The organism is Photorhabdus sp. S10-54 (assembly GCF_963878145.1).
GTDB classification, from domain to species: domain Bacteria; phylum Pseudomonadota; class Gammaproteobacteria; order Enterobacterales; family Enterobacteriaceae; genus Photorhabdus; species Photorhabdus kayaii.
Window position 1 is genome coordinate 20,991 of the sequence record NZ_CAWNXG010000032.1, and the last position, 17,523, is coordinate 38,513.

General features: G+C 38.9%; 16 protein-coding genes. 4 read left to right on the top strand and 12 right to left on the bottom strand.

Annotated elements, in window-relative coordinates; all coding sequences use genetic code 11:
* Positions 1-25: 25 nt before the first annotated feature.
* From AACQ83_RS24685 to AACQ83_RS16440, 3 genes are all read right to left on the bottom strand, one after another.
* Positions 26-208 carry a type II toxin-antitoxin system RelE/ParE family toxin gene (locus tag AACQ83_RS24685; protein WP_370446072.1) on the bottom strand — a complete coding sequence of 61 codons (183 nt, stop codon included), beginning with the start codon at positions 206-208 and terminating at the stop codon, positions 26-28.
* A gap of 481 nt (positions 209-689) precedes the next feature.
* Positions 690-1,787: a Fic family protein gene (locus AACQ83_RS16435; protein ID WP_112878822.1), complete on the bottom strand. Its 1,098-nt coding sequence runs from the start codon at positions 1,785-1,787 to the stop codon at positions 690-692.
* Between the two features lie 127 nt (positions 1,788-1,914).
* The gene (locus tag AACQ83_RS16440) at positions 1,915-2,574 is read right to left on the bottom strand and encodes a response regulator transcription factor (RefSeq protein WP_112878823.1); all 660 of its coding nucleotides are present in this window, start codon (positions 2,572-2,574) and stop codon (positions 1,915-1,917) included.
* Positions 2,575-3,022: 448 nt separating this feature from the next.
* Between AACQ83_RS16440 and AACQ83_RS16445 the strand changes: the two genes are divergently transcribed.
* From AACQ83_RS16445 to AACQ83_RS16455, 3 genes are all read left to right on the top strand, one after another.
* The gene (locus tag AACQ83_RS16445) at positions 3,023-4,516 is read left to right on the top strand and encodes an APC family permease (RefSeq protein ID WP_112878824.1); all 1,494 of its coding nucleotides are present in this window, start codon (positions 3,023-3,025) and stop codon (positions 4,514-4,516) included.
* On the top strand, positions 4,491-5,087 hold the full coding sequence (locus tag AACQ83_RS16450) for a DUF3156 family protein (protein WP_192881041.1): 597 nt from the start codon (positions 4,491-4,493) through the stop codon (positions 5,085-5,087). Before AACQ83_RS16445 ends, AACQ83_RS16450 begins: the two co-directional genes overlap by 26 nt.
* Before the next feature lie 89 nt (positions 5,088-5,176).
* Positions 5,177-5,572 (top strand): DUF6088 family protein, encoded by a 396-nt coding sequence (locus tag AACQ83_RS16455; protein WP_112878825.1) that lies wholly within the window; start codon positions 5,177-5,179, stop codon positions 5,570-5,572.
* 153 nt (positions 5,573-5,725) lie between these two features.
* Here the strand turns inward: AACQ83_RS16455 and AACQ83_RS16460 are convergent, their stop codons facing one another.
* The 9 genes from AACQ83_RS16460 to AACQ83_RS16500 are packed head-to-tail and all read right to left on the bottom strand — an operon-like array spanning position 5,726 to position 16,172.
* Entirely contained in the window at positions 5,726-7,174 is a 1,449-nt protein-coding gene (locus AACQ83_RS16460; protein ID WP_112878827.1) for a pyridoxal phosphate-dependent decarboxylase family protein, read from the bottom strand.
* Between the two features lie 20 nt (positions 7,175-7,194).
* Positions 7,195-8,496, bottom strand: coding sequence for a SidA/IucD/PvdA family monooxygenase (locus AACQ83_RS16465; protein ID WP_112878828.1), 1,302 nt, complete (start codon positions 8,494-8,496; stop codon positions 7,195-7,197).
* 2 nt (positions 8,497-8,498) lie between these two features.
* On the bottom strand, positions 8,499-9,464 hold the full coding sequence (locus tag AACQ83_RS16470; protein WP_112878829.1) for an ABC transporter substrate-binding protein: 966 nt from the start codon (positions 9,462-9,464) through the stop codon (positions 8,499-8,501).
* A gap of 10 nt (positions 9,465-9,474) precedes the next feature.
* On the bottom strand, positions 9,475-10,602 hold the full coding sequence (locus AACQ83_RS16475) for an NAD(P)/FAD-dependent oxidoreductase (protein WP_112878830.1): 1,128 nt from the start codon (positions 10,600-10,602) through the stop codon (positions 9,475-9,477).
* Positions 10,603-10,604: 2 nt separating this feature from the next.
* Entirely contained in the window at positions 10,605-12,098 is a 1,494-nt protein-coding gene (locus AACQ83_RS16480; protein WP_158537792.1) for a methionine--tRNA ligase, read from the bottom strand.
* A gap of 2 nt (positions 12,099-12,100) precedes the next feature.
* Entirely contained in the window at positions 12,101-12,466 is a 366-nt protein-coding gene (locus tag AACQ83_RS16485; RefSeq protein ID WP_112878832.1) for a cupin domain-containing protein, read from the bottom strand.
* Complete coding sequence (locus tag AACQ83_RS16490; protein ID WP_112878833.1) at positions 12,463-13,833, bottom strand: aspartate aminotransferase family protein; 1,371 nt, start codon at positions 13,831-13,833, stop codon at positions 12,463-12,465. Before AACQ83_RS16490 ends, AACQ83_RS16485 begins: the two co-directional genes overlap by 4 nt.
* A gap of 1 nt (position 13,834) precedes the next feature.
* The gene (locus AACQ83_RS16495; RefSeq protein WP_112878834.1) at positions 13,835-15,160 is read right to left on the bottom strand and encodes a lysine N(6)-hydroxylase/L-ornithine N(5)-oxygenase family protein; all 1,326 of its coding nucleotides are present in this window, start codon (positions 15,158-15,160) and stop codon (positions 13,835-13,837) included.
* A 52-nt stretch (positions 15,161-15,212) separates the two neighbouring features.
* A complete protein-coding gene (locus AACQ83_RS16500) occupies positions 15,213-16,172 on the bottom strand; it encodes an LLM class oxidoreductase (RefSeq protein ID WP_112878835.1) in 960 nt (319 codons plus the stop codon).
* Positions 16,173-16,447: 275 nt separating this feature from the next.
* Here AACQ83_RS16500 and AACQ83_RS16505 point away from each other — a divergent pair, with 275 nt between their 5' ends.
* Positions 16,448-17,371 carry a LysR substrate-binding domain-containing protein gene (locus AACQ83_RS16505; RefSeq protein WP_112878836.1) on the top strand — a complete coding sequence of 308 codons (924 nt, stop codon included), beginning with the start codon at positions 16,448-16,450 and terminating at the stop codon, positions 17,369-17,371.
* The last annotated feature ends 152 nt before the right edge of the window (positions 17,372-17,523 follow it).

Consider the following 17,523-nt stretch of genomic DNA (forward strand, 5'->3'; position numbering starts at 1 on the left):
CGTTTGTTAAGTTTTCTTCTAAAAACTATGTAATATGTAAAATAGCTTCATCAAATTTAACAATATACATAATACGATAAATACCTGTACTGTCTCTTAGCCGCATTTCTTTTACACCAGAACCGATGCCAAAAAAGGGTTTCCAGTCTTCAGGATCTATTCCATGCTGTATTCTATGAAACTGATAGCCTGCGTCTTTACGTGCGATCTGTAAGGAAAGGCTAACAAATCTTCACAAGAAGGGCCAATACAGACAATTTCTTTCTCTAGTACCGCTCCTGATTTTTATCATAGTTTCCTTCCTTATTTGGATGTATAAAATTTTATACCATTCCGTAAAAAATTGCAAATGCAGAATTGAAGGAGTTTGAAGCCTGACGAGGAGAAAATGTACGATAGGTATGTTCAGGCCGCTGACAAACTTGGCTATTTCAAACATTACATTGAGATGACTGGTAGCAAGTCGCGTCTCGATATCAAGTTGCCCAACGGTTCGTACTACAGATTCAGAGGAAAAATGGGTAAATTGGATAAACTACAGTCATATCTATAACGATTAGTTATGTAAAAACTTTTCAATAGATGAAACGCAATTACCGCTTCATTTATTGCGCGAATGAGGGAAATTTATCGCGCGCGGCATCATTCTCAGGGCAGCAGGTTGATTGTGTACTACTCACCACTATAATTCAATACTCGTGATTAATAAGGTAACGAGTGCTACGACCACCAGCACCAGTACTTTCTAAACAACCTAGCTCAACCAAATGTGTCAGGTGTCTGGTTGCAGTGGCGCGACTGACCTTCGCTACCTTTTGATATTGGCTGCTACTAATGCCTTGCTCAAAATTGCCATCCAGCATACGGTTTAGCACCTTCGTTTGCTCTGCTGTAAGTTGAATCTGGTCTATCCGGCGCCAAAATTTAGCTTTTTGCACAACCTGATTAATTTCTTTCAATTTATTTGTTAAGGTCTCATTCAGTATTTTCAAAAACCAAACCAACCAATCAGTAATATCCAAACCGCCACGTTGAGTACTTTCAAGGATTTCGTAATACGCTTTACGATGATGACAAATACTTACCGACATTGCATAGAAACGAATTGAACGGTTTTCGGCTTGGGCAAGTGCAAGGTCTGTTAAAAATCGGGTAATGCGCCCGTTTCCGTCGTCTAAAGGATGGATTGTTACAAACCATAAATGGACAATTGCTGCTCTGATGATGGGATCGAGACTAGTATCTGTTCTGGATTGATTGAACCACGTTATAAATTGGGGTACTTCATCGACCATTTTTTCTGGTGGTGGTGCCTCAAGGTGAACGGTTGGCTTATCCAAACGACCGGATACCACTTCTATCATCCCTTCGCGTAATTTGCCTCCTTGTATCGGATTGAACAGGGTATAGCTTTCGGGGAATATCAACTGATGCCACTTGAGTATGCGTTCAAGGGTTAAATCGGAGTGGTTATTTTCTATCACATCAAGAGCAACCTTTGTAATGCCGTCACTCTTTTCTACGATTGGATAAGGTTTTTCTTCCGTAATACCTAATCTGTTTGCCAATGATGAACGTATCGAAGCTGCATTCAGTCTTTCTCCTTCAATTTCACTTGAATAGAGTATGCTAGATAGAAGGCTATCAAGTGTTGCCTGCTTGGTGTCTTCATAATCAGATTTGCCTAATAACAGTCCCTGATTGAAATGCACATCTCGCAGTAATGGTGCAATAGTATTGACATTCCAATGGAATTCCGGCCATTTCGGTTGTTCCCATATCCACATTTGCTTCACCCGTGAGTCAAATAAGGCTTCTATTCTACTCACCAAATGAGGCGAATAGTAATGTTATTTGACTCTTTCTGGGCTTTTTGCCTTGTATCTTGGCCGACATTGGGTGAGTTTTTACCAATCACAAATGTCGAGTAATAAACCCGTTGGAAACCAATTCAGTGCGATTAGTCACTTTTGTTTTGGCAAAGATATTGCGCAGGTGGGTTTTGACGGTAGATAGGGAAATATTAAGTATCTGTGCAATACGTTTGTTACTTGATCCTTCTCTTATTAAATTAATAATTTCTTGCTCTTTAGCTGTCAAAATAGTGGGGGTTTCAGGAAGCAAGTCTCTGACAGCTAATTCAATTAATGGCAGAATAGCACTGAGGCGGTTAAAGTCTTTTGGTGTAAATGGGGTATCTCGTAATAAAGAGACGCCGGCAATAATTCGGTTGTGTTGACGGATAAATATTTCGGCGATGTCCTGTATATTATTTGGCTGCATAAATTCATGATAATATTTGTTATGTTTAGTTAGTGTTTTCTGATCCATGCCAACCATATTGATATCATTTTGTTGATAATTAGCCGGTTTTAATGGATCTAAGTGCTGAAAATGAGTCAGATAATTCTGGTGAGTTTCGTCGGAAATACCATATAGAATGTAATTCTCAGGGCGTAATTCATTATTCACCAAATAGAATGCTGCGGCTGAGATAGGAATCAGATGCGCAATGGTGTTTAAGCAGCTGTGGATTAGAGCATTTTCACGGCTATTCGGTAGTACAGTAGACAAGAAAGTTCTCCCTTTAGAATAATGTCTAACTGGATAAATCAATTCTGACGATTAATCAAATGCTAATTAAAATCCAGAGTCAACACAAAATAAACATATTAATAACGTGATATAGATTGCAATAATTGAAATTTCTCACCGTGATGATCACCTGTTGAGAATAGAGGTTTTGGTATATATCTGAAATAATTTCTTAATGCATTGATTAAGTAATCTATTTTTTATTGATTGATATTTAAGTGATTATTTTTGATTTTTGTTTTTTTCTGGTATTTTTCGTCACACCTTTTCGGCTATGAATCCCCCTTTAGGTATCGTTCTTTAGGACGATAGCCGGTATTCCGTTTCACTTTCTATAGTGTATTTATCCTCAATAAAGTTTACAAAAAATTCACAAATAAATCGCTGTGAGCGTTATTTCTATGACCGGAAGTAAAAGGGAAGATAAATGAAGATGTCAACACGACTGACTTCGCATATTGAAAAGGGAGTGGTGGGGTTTCCTACCACACTGGCAAGTTCTGTCGGGGTGATCATGGCAAGCCCGGTTATTCTGACCGTGACCAGTGGCTTTGGGATTGGCGGTGACACTTTCGTACTGGCAATGCTGATCAGTTTTATCATGATGCAGGCCCAAGTGACGACGTTTGCTGAGGCGGCAGCTATTTTGCCTACCTCCGGCTCTGTCTATGATTATATCTCTTGTGGCATGGGACGGTTCTGGGCAATTACCGGCGCACTTTCGGCTTATTTGATTGTTCATATTTTTGCGGGTACAGCAGAAACGATCCTCTCCGGTATTATGGCATTGGTGAATTTTGACAGCCTTAATACGATGGTGGAAAGTCATAACGCTTCATGGATGGTTGGTGTTGGGCTTGTTATTACGTTCGGATTACTTAATGCGTTGGGTATTGAAGCGTTCGGTAAAGTCGAAATTGTGCTGACATTCTGCATGTGGAGTACTTTGGTTATTTTCAGTATTTGCGGATTATTAATGCCATTTGCTGTGCCGCTGGAGAGTTGGTTTGGTGAAGGGCTTAATCTCGGCGATCCCTTGGCGGTGCTGAGTTTAGTAGGAATGGCAATGTTTATGTTTGTCGGCTGTGAACTAGTGACGCCAATGGCGCCGGAAATTAAAAATTCTGCCAAAGTTTTGCCGCGAGCAATGGTGACGGGCCTGTGTGGGGTGGCGTTCTGTATGGGTCTATATGGAGCGTCAATCAGCCATCAGGTAGAAAATGTGCTGGTGGATGTAGAAAATAACGTTCGCTTACTGGAAACACCAATGGCCATTCCTGCTTTTGCCGGCCAGGTGATGGGGGATTTTGGTAAATATTGGATTGGTATCGGGTTATTACTGGCGGGAGCGGCAACAATTAATACCCTGATGGCGGCGGTACCGCGTATTCTCTATGGTATGGCATTGGATGGCGCATTACCGCGTATTTTTGCTTATTTACATCCACGTTTTAAAACGCCAATATTTGGGATTTTGGTTGCGGTAATGCTCCCCTGTTTACATACCTTTATTATTCAGGGTGACTTGAACCGGATTATGCCTTTGGTATTAGCAGCGGTATGTGCCTGGTGTGTCGCTTATTTGCTGGTGACATGTTCTGTGATATTGCTGCGTATCCGCAGACCTGATTTACATCGTGCTTATAAATCCCCTTTTTTCCCATTACCTCAAATTGTCTCTAGTGTAGGAATTATTTTGGCGATCATTCACATTACACCTCCGGGAATGAATCCCGGTGATGTGTATATTCCATTCGCCATCATGTTGGGCTTGACCGCCAGCTATGCCCTGTTTTGGACGCTCTGTGTGCAACGGGTGAATCCGTTTAAACCCGTACCCGTTGAACAGGTACTTTCACATACTTTCACTAAGGGTGAATTGCCGGAGGTACAACTTGAGCCACTTCGTTCCCTTAATTGATGGTATTTGGCGGCGGTTAAATAAACCCCGCTATCCTACTGGCTATCAGGCAGGTATAACGCTAAGCCGGTTGAAACAGAATTTATCGCCTTATTGTTGTGAGCGTTTATCAGCAGAAAGTTTGCAAGTGACATTACCTGATGGATTGCAGATTGAAGTTTGTGAAAAGCCGAAGACGCTGTTTCTGGCTTATATTGTCAGTTGTTGTTTTCGTTTGCAGGGAATCACGTCACTCAAGGAAAAAATCGTTATTAAAGCCAAGGTAAAGGGGATATTTCGGCGAAAAACCGTGACTTATTACTGTTGTCATGGTGCAGAGTTTGGGCAACAGATTATTGATTTACTTAATCAGTATCCATTAATTGGCGAAACGTTAGCGGAACTGGATTTTCGGGATCTCGTTTTGAATATTCATCAGGGGCAATGGCAATTTGAGGTGGAACATTTTGCCGCTTCTGAGGTTGTTAGTCGATTGCCGGCCAGTCGTCGTTATTTACGTTTGACTTCTGAGCAGCGCCATTTGTTGCTCAGTACGTTGCTGATGTTTAAGCAACTCATGGAAAAGATTTAATATTTTACAGCGCGAGATGTCGTTTGTTTGCTAGTAAAAATGTCGTATGTTTGCTACGCTTATCGATCATGATTTCTGGAGAGTCCCTCATGATTATTAAAGAACGTATTCAGGCGCGTTTGAAGCGATCAAAACGTTATGTGTTCATCCGTGACGACTTTAAAGATATTGCCGGTTACGATCAGGTAGGAAGGATACTGCGTAATTTAGTCAAAGAAGGTCAATTGCTGAAAGTAGGATACGGTGTTTACACCAAGGCTCGGAAAAACAGTATTACTGGGAAAATAATGCCTGCTTCTCCGGGAGGTTCTGATGCGGTTATTCTTGAAGCACTAGAGCGTTTAAAGGTGAAATACCGTTTGGATGGAGCTTCTGCTGCTTATACTGGCGGTAAATCAACACAGATTCCCGCTTATATCCAAATCAAAACCACACTCCGTTTCAAACGAGTGCTATCGGTGGGGAACAGCCGATTAAATGGATGATTTATCAGGTTTATTCGCAGATGTTGCTGATGTGCTAGGTATCGGTGCTGTTTCTATAGTGGAAAGAGATTGCTATTATGGATCGCAAATTAGACTTAAAAAAACCACCGATCTTTATTCAAGAGTCGGTGGTGATGTGAGCGTAATAGACATTTACATTGGCACAGCATTTCTCGCCATATTTAAAGTATCGATAAGCTGATCAATATCTGACTTACTGGATCTAAAGCTGGATATACAAAGGCGCAGGGCTTTTGTATTGGCAAAGGTGGTTATTGAGATCCAACATTTGTTCATCTCTAATACTTTTTCTAAGATTTTATTAACATCAAAATCCCCATTATCGCGGATGCAAATAACAGGTAACGCAGAGGGATTTAATATCTGCCAATCGTTTTTCGCCAGTTGCGATCTTAAATAATCAGCAAGATTGATCTGGTAATCGATCATATTGCTAAATCCAGTTCGGCCCAGGATAGCCAGCGGCATAAATAATTTTAAGCCGTTAAAACGTCGTGACCACTGAATAGAATGGATGTAAGGATCGGAATTAATATCATCACTGATCGGCATATAATTGGTGGAGACAGCAAAAGGTATTGTCAGAATCTGTTTATCTGCACATATAAACATGCCGGTACCCATTGGCGCGGAAAGCCATTTATGAGCATCAATGGTAATAGAATCAGCGTGTTCAATACCCTTGAGATGATGGGAATATTGCTCACTTAACAGGATTGCGCCAGCCCATGCTGCATCAATATGGAAGAATAGCTGATATTTATTTGCTACAGCAGCAAGTTCTGGCAGCGGATCAATAATACCAGCGTTTGTCGTTCCGGCGGTTCCAACAATCATGAAAGGTTTATTGCCATTCGCTATATCATTATCAATAGCTTCGGTTAAACCTGAAATATCTATTCTTCCTGTATCATCGACTGCGATTAATCTTACCGCGTTGTGCCCTAAACCAGATTGTAATGCTATTTTTAACCAGGCAAGATGGCTATCGGAAGAGATATAAAAAACAGGTTGTCCCTTTATTGACTGCAAACCCTGTTGGGCATAATCGGGAAAATGTTTTGTCAGGGCACAAATAAGTGCCGTACAATTTGCTTCTGCACCGCCAGTAGTGAATGCCCCTCCACTATTATCAGGATTAAACCCGGCGAGCACGCCAAAATATTTAATTAACTTTTCCTCTATTTCAACGCAGGCCGGGGCGTGACTCCAGACCGCTAATTGTGGATTATATAGCGCAGTGATGAAATCTGAAATCACGCCCCAGAAAGTTGATGATGGATTAAATAGCCCAAAATAATGTGGGCTGGTGACATGGACAATACCTTTTCCCATAAGGTGTAATACATCATTTAAAACCTCTGTTGGTGAAAAATTGCCATCAAAGGTGTATTTTGATAAAGCATGGTAAATATCGACTTTGGAAAGTGAAGGATTAACTGCCATTGTTGGTAATTCAGTAATATGATTGTTAATTGAATTCTTTAAAAATTCAATAATATCATTACGTTGATGCATATCAGGAAATAGTGTAGAGATGATTTCCTGGCTGATATCCCATTTGTCATTTGTACCTATCATTTAATTCTCCCCTGTAAAGATTAAATAGCGTAATCATCAGTTGTTTTGGTATTTGCTTTAATAGACTCATATATTCTTTCTGCTCTTATCGCGACCGCAGAAAAAGATTGAGCATCGCTAATGCCATGAGTTCGTTCTGAAAGGCCATTGACATAAAGATGAGCGTCACCACAATTTTTTAATTTCACTTTATAGTCATTATCGATGGTAAGCCCATCTGCAAAATCTTTTACTAAAAATTGATCGAATTTTGCCAGTAGATCAGGCAGAGGATTCTGATAATATCCTGTACCTAGTACGATAGCATCACAAATATGGGTAGTCTCTTCGCCAGTAAAAATGTCTTTAATAACAACCTGGTATTCTCCGTGAGAGTAGTTAATAGTCATCATTTCTGAATTGACCATCATGCGGAGACGCTCTTTGCCAATCACTTCATCTTCATACATAATTGAAAATAGCGATTGGCTTTCATCAACATCAATGCCTGAATAGTTGGTGCTTTTAATATGTTCGAAGAATACTTTTTTATTCTCTGGGCTTAAGGATTTAAAGTACTCAATTTTTTCCGGTAAAAATACCAGATTGGGAAATTGGCCTAGTTGTGCGATTTTAAAGCCGATTGAACGATGCAGAGAGAGAATTTCAATATCCTCTTTTTTATTGATTAAATCAGCAATCACTTCGCCGGCGCTTTGACCAGAACCAATAACTATCCATCTTTTAGGTATATTACTCTGGAAATTATTTATTTTTTCTAAATATGCTGAGGTATGAAAAACATGATCACTCAGGAATTTATCAAACATTTTGGGTGTAAATGGCGTTGAGCCACTGGATAATATCAGTTTATTGGTAATATATTCAAAGTTTTCCCCGGAGACACTAAAACCATCCAGTAACCCATTATTGATAACTGGGGATATATGAGTCACGTTTTTTCTATATTGCACATAACTTTCCATTTTATGTGCAACCCAGATCATATAATCTGACCATTCAAAGCGACTTGCGGGACGACCTAATAAGCCAAATTTGAACAAGCGATTTTTGTCTTTCAAATACATGGCAAAACTATAAGGGCTTTGTGGGTTTCTGGGAGTCACTAAATCTCGATAAACATGATGATTAATGTCTGTTCCTGGTAATAATAAATTAGGATGCCAGGCGCAAGAATCTGCTTTTTCAAGCGCTAAGAAATTATGTTGCCATTGAGAATGATGTTCAGTCTTATGTTCATCAAATACGCAAGCCAGTGCGAGGCCGGCGGGGCCAAAGCCAATACTGAGTACATCTATAAATTTTTTATTATTTGAATTCATTGTTAAGCTCTCGAATTAATAGGTAAAATATAGCGTGGCTTCATCGTGGAATTCTCATTCGTCCATAAACATAATTTAGCGGCTGAACACTCCCCTTTAATGAACTTAATGTGGCCGAGGGTTGTCTGAAATGTTTCTCTTTGCAAACGATGCAATAAGTTATCGGACGTCGCTAATTGATGAGCAATCTCCAATGCGGCAAAAGTTTCAAGAAAGAAGATATTAGGGAATTGATCGTATTGTTGGATATAGCGTTGGATACAGGATTCCAGTGGGTTAATGAATTCGACGGGAGCAAACCCGATACCGGTAATTTGTCCATTTTCCACATTTTCTGGCAAATGAAGTTGTTTGCATGCAGCATCATCAGTAAGGATGATTTTTCCATCTCTCTTTTCAGAGAAATAGCTATGAAGAAATTTTTCACTTTTATCGATGGTGCCAATGAAAATAACTTGATCGATATTGTCATTGGATTTTATCTCGGTGTCATTTCTGCCCAACATTCTGAGAATATTTTCTGCCAGATTATTACTATATTTTGAGCCATCGGTTTTTATCTCATAATAGCGATTTTCATCTTCTTTGATTAGTGCAGCGAGTGCATGGGCAATATTTTTATTATTAAAGCAAAGTCTGAATATATTGCTATTTTTTATGGTTAAAGTAGTTTCGGTTGCAGTAGGTAACATAACTGGAATATTATGGTGTGAATAGACTTCCGCCGCACCTATTGCCGCGTTACTTGAGAAATGACCGATGACCATATCGACATTGTTCTCGATATTATAGTGTGCCGCTTTAGCGCCTCCTTCAATTGAGCCATAATCTTCGCTGAAGATAAATTCAAGTGTGCTATTGTTATGTAGATCTTTAAATATCTCAATAGCACGTATGACAGTTAACGCATGTATTGATCTCTTAGGATCTAAAATGGCGGAAATGCCACAAATAAGCTTACTATTCATTTTATTTATCTTAATTGGTGAATCGTGAATAGGAAAAAGTCTGATTTTTCTGTTTGAGAAAATTAGCCGAAAGCTCAGTTGGCAATAAATTTGATGTAATAATCTCAGATACAGCTAAAGCAATTTTATATCCTATGCCACAAAAGCCCGTTGCCACAAAACATTTTTTTTCTTCATCTATAAAGTCGAGAATAGGTCGTTCATCGGGAGTATATGAATCATATCCTTTAATTATAGAGAGAATGTTTTCAGGTTGATGTTTAAAATTAGATTTTATAAGCCTTTCGCTGATATCGTTTTCAATAATATTATCATTGTATTCTATGTTTTCTGGTATCTCGGCGGCATTTCTAATCTTAGAACCTGCTTGATAGTAATATTCATTAAGTGGCACGATGTGTGTGCCGGTTTCGGTATCTATAATTGGCATATTGGTACTGTAGGGGGTACGAATATTTGCCAGAGGAATACTTTTAGCATTAACTGGCAGTTTATATGCCAGTGTTTTTGTCCATGCGCCGATAGCTAAAACAATATAGTCCGCTTCAATGGTTGAGTGAGAAAGCTGAACGATGGCTTTGCCATTTTCGGTTGTTATTGCGTGTACTTTGGTGTTTTCTAATACTAGATTCCTCGTATCTCTAACGATTTGTGCTAAATTTGAGGCGGTATTTCTAATATAGCCAAATCCGCCTTTTGGCTCAAAAAGGATAATTCGGTTGTTATGTTTGGAATAACAGCCATTGGTTAATTCGAAAGCTTTCTCGGCGGATATCAGCTCTAAAGGATAGAGGCTATCGCTATAATCCCTGATACTTGTTTTGATTAATTCAATATTCTTCTGATTGAGTTCGGCGGCATAAATAATTCCTGTCTGTTTGAACGTTTTTTTAAATATTTTTCCGACCTGACTCTCTTGCATTAGCTCGACACTTCTCCGTGTGAGCTTAGCAATTTCATGATCAGGATCATGTACGCGGAATAATGCACCGGAGAATTTAGTTGCCCCATTACCGCCAATAGTTTCTTGCTCAATGAGGGAGACATTGAGTCCTTTCAATGCCAAGTTTGCAGCAACTGTTGCGCCAACTATTCCCCCTCCTATGACAATAATTTGTGTGGTTTTATCTGCTTGCATAATCAAACACCTGGTCTTGACAAATTTAATAATGAACAGAAAGCCTCAATATCATGGTGAGTAATATATTCTTTTAATTTTTGGGATGTTTTTGGTATTATCGGTTCAGACAAAATTGTGAATAAAACCGCAAGATTTTTGTCCAAAATATTGTAATTTAATTTTGCGTTTAATAAATCTAACATTTCCATTAATTCAGCCGCAATTTCCTTAATCGAAAAATTATCGTATCTGGAATAGGTTTGCCATCTTTCGATAATTTTTGTTTCTGATTCTGATAATACGATGGGGTTGGTGATATTATCCGAATCCATTTTTTCCAGATGATCAATTATTTTAGGCAGCAGATAATTAAAGATATGATTTCGCCATGTCCAGAACTCTTCTACGACAAAGTTCTCAGAAGATTGTTCTGGCGATATAAGAGAGATATAGAACCTGACACTATCAGAACAGGCATTTTTGACGATATCTTTTACCCAAATAGCATGATTGCGGCTGGTTGAAAAATCTTTTCCATCCAGTTTTAAGAAGAAGTTGGTATAGAAAGCATGTTTAAAGCGTAATTCCTCGTTCAATAATATTTGGGCCGGGTACGCAAGAATGTGGCTATAAGAACAATCCATGCCTAAAAAATTGACCATACAAGTATTATCATCATAAATAAGGTTATAAGGATTATCCGCATCGGCATTTTTTCCGGAAAGTTCTTTCAATGTTGCTAAATATCCGGCTAACCCCATAAACCAGGTATGAATACGATGATTTTCATCAGAATGGAGCTTCAGCCCTGATTCATAGGGGCGAGTCACGCCCCACTCTTTTATACCATGCGCAAAAACTTCCTCGACCCATTCTGTTAATTGTGGCCTCATAGGAGAACTAAGAATTTTCTCTTTCAGTTTTTCGGCAATCGCCGGCAATAATAGAAATTGACGCTCAACATGCTTATAAACGACTTTTTCATTGCACCAAACGCAGCGCAAATTTGTCATTTCAGATGCGTCCGGCGCCATTGCACAGGATTCACACTGACTTGGATCTGAGCTTTCGCCACAATGGTTACATCCACCTCTGGCGAAGGCTTCATAGCCCCATTTTGCGCACTTTTCACAATAAGGTTCTAAACTCACCTTTGGTGCAATAATGCCTTGGTCTAAACAAGAGTGATAAAGCATCTTGACGGCATCTTCAAAATAGCGGTTACCGTATGACTCCAGCCAATGATCCAGTTTTATATCAATTAAGCTTAATGATTCCTGTATTTTTTCTGAATTCTCTTTCGCCAGAGCCGGTGCGCTTGTACCTGTTTCTTCCGCTTTGCGTTGTAAATAAGATTGATAATCATCTGAATAGGATATCAGGTAACACTTTTCACCTTTTAAACGTTGAGCGCGAGTAAATATATCTGCACTTAGAAATGGTCCGGCTATATGCCCAACATGCAGATCGCCATTTGGCGTTGGTGGTGTGATGGTGACAATATATTTATTCATTATTAAACCTGCTTTAACCTGGTAAGAAAATTCAATGCACTTTCCTTGTCCCACCATATGGTATAAAAGTGGAAATCTTCCTGAGTGTTATTTATTACATGATGTTCAGAGTCTAACGGAATAAGAATTAAATCCCCTTTGGCGACCGGGAAGTCTTCATCATTTATTCTTATAATGGCATTACCTTGGATAACAATAAATAATTCATATTCATTGTGGGAATGGTGGAAACTTTTAGTTTCTGGTCGTACAATACACCATGCACCACCAAATGGCGCATTTAGCCCCTCCCACGGCAACAGCCTTGAACCGTCTAGATCATATTCATGAACCATTGAATTCCAATCCATTTTTCGAATAATAGTCATTGCACACCTTCCTCTAACAGTTGAAATTCATTCATATAGGCTAAAAATGTATTTCGAAGAATCTCTGTGGCTTCTTCAATGGTATCACTACTAACATTGAGTGGCGGAAGAATGCGTAATACCGTATCGTTTCTTCCACCTAACTCTGTTATTAGCCCTTTATTTAAAGCGATTTTTTGAATATGTTTGGCTGTTATTTCACATGCTTTACCTGTTCTGGCGTTAAGAATTTCAACACCGAGCATTAAGCCTTTGCCACGAATTTCACCAATGATATTAAAGTCATTTTTCAATTCGGAAAGATGGTTTTTGATTTGTATTGATCTCTGCTTAACGTTCTCCAGTAAATTATCACGCTTTATTATTTCAATGGCTTTTGCACCGGAGGCGAATGCCAGTTGATTTCCTCTAAAGGTGCCAATGTGAATACCCGGCGTCCAGTTATTGAAATCTTTCTTATAGAACATCAGGGAAGAGGGTAATCCGATTCCACTGGTGCCTTTTGAGGTAACAAATATATCAGGCTCAATACTATACTGTTCAAAAGCATACCAGGTTCCGGTCCTGCCGCAGCCAGTTTGAATTTCGTCAATAATAACCGGAATAGAATGGGCTTTTGAGACACGGATAATACTGTCTACGAATGATTTTTGTGCGGGATAAACGCCACCTTCACCTTGAATAAGTTCCAGAATGATTGCGGCAATATTCCCTAATCCAGAATTTGCATCATTTAAGGCGGATTCAAGATATAACCCGGCATCAATGTGATCTGAATTGAGTACCCAACTTTCTGAGGATTGAGATTCTGAACCATAGGGAAAGAAATGGACGCCAGGCATTCTTCCTAATATATTTTTCTTCATACTTCTATTGCCAGTAACGGCAATGGCGCCATTAGTACATCCATGATAGCCGCCTCTGAAACTAATAATTTCTTCAGCTCCGGTGGATATTTTTGCCAGCTTAATGGCGGCTTCAATGGCATCCGCACCTGTTGGTCCACAAAAATGTATTTTATATTTGTTGCGCAGGTTTTCAGGTAACATACATAAATGCGCTTCGGTAAAAAATTCTTTGGCGGGCGTGGGGAAATCCAAGCCCAGGCAGAGTTTTGATACTTGCGCATTAACTTCGGCAATTAATTCAGGATGAGAGTGCCCCAATGGTAAAGAGCCTGCGCCGGATAAAAAATCGATAAATACATTGCCATCGATATCCTGAACATAACAGCCGTCGCCTTTCTCTAATGAAAACTGAATCCTTTTAGGGTATGACACAGCGCTTGATTCTTGCTCTAATTGTTTTTCCAACGCGACTTTTGAAAATGGGCCTGGTATTGTGGTGTGAATATTAACTTTATTCATTTTAAGCCTCGATTTTATTTTTATTATGAATAGATTTTTGAGTTTTTATATTTTTTTCAATAGAGTCAATAATGTGCTTAGATCTAATAGAAACTAAGCTCAATGATCCAGCATCACCTAAACCGTGTGAAGATTCACATAATCCGTTTAGATAAATGCCTATATTGGTAGAATGAATCAGATTTATCTTGTAATCCCTATTTATTATGATTCCGTTATGGTTATTTTTACTCATTAATGGATAGAGTTCTGCAAGAAGAGGAGGACAGATTTCCTGATATTCTTCTATGCCAATGTCTTTAAAACCTGTGGCGGAGACAACCATATCGACATCTATTTGATATGTTTCTTCTAACCCATGATTTTTTACTATCTGTAATGAAACAATGGAATCTTTCACGCTAGATTCAACAATATCTGCTGAATTATGAATTTTTATCTTATGCTGACCAAAATATTTATCTCTATAGATAGTCCGATAAAGTTCGTCGAGAACATCACCATCGGAAGCAGAGTAGTTTGTCAGATTTAGATCTCTTTTTAATCTCGCTTTATGTTCCTCTTTACTGTTGAAAAATGTATCTACAAATTCAGGAAAATAAACTTCGCCTGTAAATGGAGAGGTATCTTTAAGCCGGTAACCAAATTTCCTTGATACACCGTGAATTTCAAGGTGAGGAAATTTTTCTGCTAAAAATATCATTATTTCGATGGCAGATTGACTGCCTCCGACGACAGCAATACTTTTTATTTTTCCGCTGGAAATATTACCGATAATTTTGTTGAATTCTGCACCATGAATTAAATGGTCATGGCCAAGTTGTCGAAGAGATAAAGGAATATAAGGTGTTCTTCCTGTTCCGACGACCAGATTTTTACATTGATAGGTTTCTCCTCCGTTTGTTTGGACTTCAATGATTTTATTTTCTCCATGATAATTATCAATAATTTTAACGGATGTTATTGATGTTGAATAGCGAACGACTTTATCAAAATGTTTGGCCGCCCATTTGATATAATCACGGTATTCATAACGATATGGAAAATATAACCCTAAGTTTAAATGTTCAAATAACCTGTTATTTTCAAACAGGTAATTGATGAATGAATAGTGACTTTTCGGGTTTCTTGGCGTCGCAAGATCCCGTAAGGGGTGGTTTTGAATATCAGAATTTGCTAATAACAACCCGGCTTGCCATTCGCATGATGGCTCTTTTTCAAAGAACAACACTTTTTTGTTGGGTGATTCTTCCTCCAATGTTATGGCTAATGAGATATTGGATGGCCCAAATCCTACGCCTATAATATCGTATTCCACCTGGTTCATGTAAACTTCCTTAAATATTTAAATTTTTATTAGTAATAATTTTTTTATTTTTTTAAACAAAAGCTGGTAATACTTCTTCGCCGATTTCTTGAATAACCTCTTTAGAGGGCCTTTTGCCATATTGAATTCCAAGAGCCGCGTGATTAACCCCGACTTCTTGCCACTCTTCCAACAATTCAATCAGTCCCAGTCGACCGGTTTTCAGGATAAACCCGCCATTCGTGGGTGTTCTGGGATAATGTTTATCCTCAACTAAATCAATCCATTCATTAGTTAAGTGCGGTTTGAACATATTTCCCGGGATATTTTGTCTAAATTCGCTAATATTCTTACCGAGTCTGGCGACGCCCTCTTTATTATGGGTTTGAATAGGATAGGTAAACCATCCATCCGAATTTTCCGCGATCCATTTGATATCTTGTTGCCCACGCCCGGTGACTATCAGAGGGATAAAATCATTGACCGCTTTGGGTATTAGGCGTAGATTCCCATCAATATAACCTAATGGGCTGTTAATGGTGCGATGGTTGTTATCTAACAGCGCTCTGAACATATTGATTGATTCGACAAACCGCATCCCTTTTTCATTATAAGGTATGTTGTAGGCAGGAAATTCTGACATTCTGTCTCCTGCGGCGACACCCAGTATTAATCGGCCATTTGATAATTGATCAATAGACGTTGCTTTCTTAGCTAAATCAATGGGGTGTCGCAATGTAAATATGGCGCTGCCGAAACCGATGGCGATTTTACTGGTTAATGCGGCTAGCCAGGCGGCATAGATAAATGGATCGAAGCCTTGGCCGATGTCGCCAAAATTGGGATCGAACAGCGGAATATCTCTCAGCCAAATGGCGGAAAAATTTTGTTGTTCGATTTCACGAATAAGATCGATTTCAGGTGTAATATCAGATTCTTGGTTTAATGCTCTGAGAGGTAAAAACATGCCGATACTGATTTTATTCTCTTTGAACAAATTGGTATACGTCTTATGCTTTGAATAATTGAACATGACAAATCCTCAATGTTATTTTAACTTTTAGCTAACTTGAATAATTATTTCAGTTATGAATAATTATCAAGAAACTAGCATTAAAAGTAAGTGAATTAAAGCTATATTATTTAAACGGTTACCGTAGTTTTTCTAAATTTGCGTGTCTTATTCTGTTTACATTTACTATTTTTTCACAAAGGGATTGAAGTTCAGTTTTATATATTGATATCTGTAGTTAGCATGGTAGTATCTTTGTCATATAGAGGATATACAGTGCACACTGGAGAATAAATATGAGCTCTATTTTGCCTCTGTTAGCTCTGAGGGCTTTTACTGAAGTTGGTCGGCGGGGAAGCGTTAAAGCTGCGGCGGCTGCAATGGGTGTATCACCTGGGGCGGTCAGCCAACAGATTCGTATTTTGGAAGATAGAATTGGTTTTGCGCTGTTTTTAAGAACGGCTAAAGGGATAAAGCTTACCGCTAAAGCCGGTCGAGTTTATGAGACATTATTACTTTCGTTTGACAATATCGATAAATCGATTAAGTCTCTTAAGGCCATGCAGTTCGAACATAAAGTTTCTATAAATACGACTTCGTCATTCGCTGCATCCTGGCTTATTCCCAGATTAAGAGATTTCAATAAGAAATATCCTAATATTGAAGTAAATATAGAAGCTTCTAATGAATTGGTCGATCTGAAAAGAAGTTCTACTGATATTGCTGTGCGGCATGGGCTTGGTAATTACCCAGGTTTAATCTCTACCAGATTAATTGCGCCGGTATTAATTCCAGTGGGTACGCCGGAACTTTTAGAATCGGGGCCGCCGATAAAAAATGTTGAAGATTGTCTGAGTTATCCTTTATTACAGGATTCAGATCGATCTGATTGGCATTTGTGGTTAAAAGTGCACGGAATTAACGAAGAGACGAAAGCAAGACAGGGCTCCAGTTTCGAAGATGATTTTTTACTGGCTCGCGCCGCTTTAACCGGTCAGGGTTTAGCATTGGTGCCCGAATTTTGCGTTGAAGAGGAATTGCATTCCGGCCGGCTTAAAATAGCACTAGAAAAGAAATGGCCTTCCCGATTTGCTTATTATGCGGTGACATTACCAGAAACCCTGTTTCGACCTGAAATTGTTAATATTATTGATTGGCTTGTCGAGCAGTCTGCTCTGTCTGATGACTGCGTGGAACCATGTTCATTGGCTTGTAACTAATTTGAATTGTTGTGATATGTCACTGTGGTTTTCTACTATTAATTGACCGCAAGAAGATCAATGGCTTTCTTGCGTACTTTGATGTTCACTTCCTTTACCGACAACGCAATAAATCAATAAAATTTATTTATGCGTGTAGAAAGGGACACCGT

What these genes read in the sequence shown, in the direction of transcription:
- AACQ83_RS16455 (WP_112878825.1), top strand. Translation starts at nt 5,177, where the DNA reads ATGATTATTAAAGAACGTATTCAGGCGCGTTTGAAGCGATCAAAACGT.
- AACQ83_RS16500 (WP_112878835.1), bottom strand. Translation starts at nt 16,172, where the DNA reads ATGTTCAATTATTCAAAGCATAAGACGTATACCAATTTGTTCAAAGAG.
- AACQ83_RS16460 (WP_112878827.1), bottom strand. Translation starts at nt 7,174, where the DNA reads ATGATAGGTACAAATGACAAATGGGATATCAGCCAGGAAATCATCTCT.
- AACQ83_RS16435 (WP_112878822.1), bottom strand. Translation starts at nt 1,787, where the DNA reads ATGTGGATATGGGAACAACCGAAATGGCCGGAATTCCATTGGAATGTC.
- AACQ83_RS16495 (WP_112878834.1), bottom strand. Translation starts at nt 15,160, where the DNA reads ATGAACCAGGTGGAATACGATATTATAGGCGTAGGATTTGGGCCATCC.
- AACQ83_RS16480 (WP_158537792.1), bottom strand. Translation starts at nt 12,098, where the DNA reads ATGAATAAATATATTGTCACCATCACACCACCAACGCCAAATGGCGAT.
- AACQ83_RS16470 (WP_112878829.1), bottom strand. Translation starts at nt 9,464, where the DNA reads ATGAATAGTAAGCTTATTTGTGGCATTTCCGCCATTTTAGATCCTAAG.
- AACQ83_RS16505 (WP_112878836.1), top strand. Translation starts at nt 16,448, where the DNA reads ATGAGCTCTATTTTGCCTCTGTTAGCTCTGAGGGCTTTTACTGAAGTT.
- AACQ83_RS16490 (WP_112878833.1), bottom strand. Translation starts at nt 13,833, where the DNA reads ATGAATAAAGTTAATATTCACACCACAATACCAGGCCCATTTTCAAAA.
- AACQ83_RS16445 (WP_112878824.1), top strand. Translation starts at nt 3,023, where the DNA reads ATGAAGATGTCAACACGACTGACTTCGCATATTGAAAAGGGAGTGGTG.
- AACQ83_RS16475 (WP_112878830.1), bottom strand. Translation starts at nt 10,602, where the DNA reads ATGCAAGCAGATAAAACCACACAAATTATTGTCATAGGAGGGGGAATA.
- AACQ83_RS16485 (WP_112878832.1), bottom strand. Translation starts at nt 12,466, where the DNA reads ATGACTATTATTCGAAAAATGGATTGGAATTCAATGGTTCATGAATAT.
- AACQ83_RS16465 (WP_112878828.1), bottom strand. Translation starts at nt 8,496, where the DNA reads ATGAATTCAAATAATAAAAAATTTATAGATGTACTCAGTATTGGCTTT.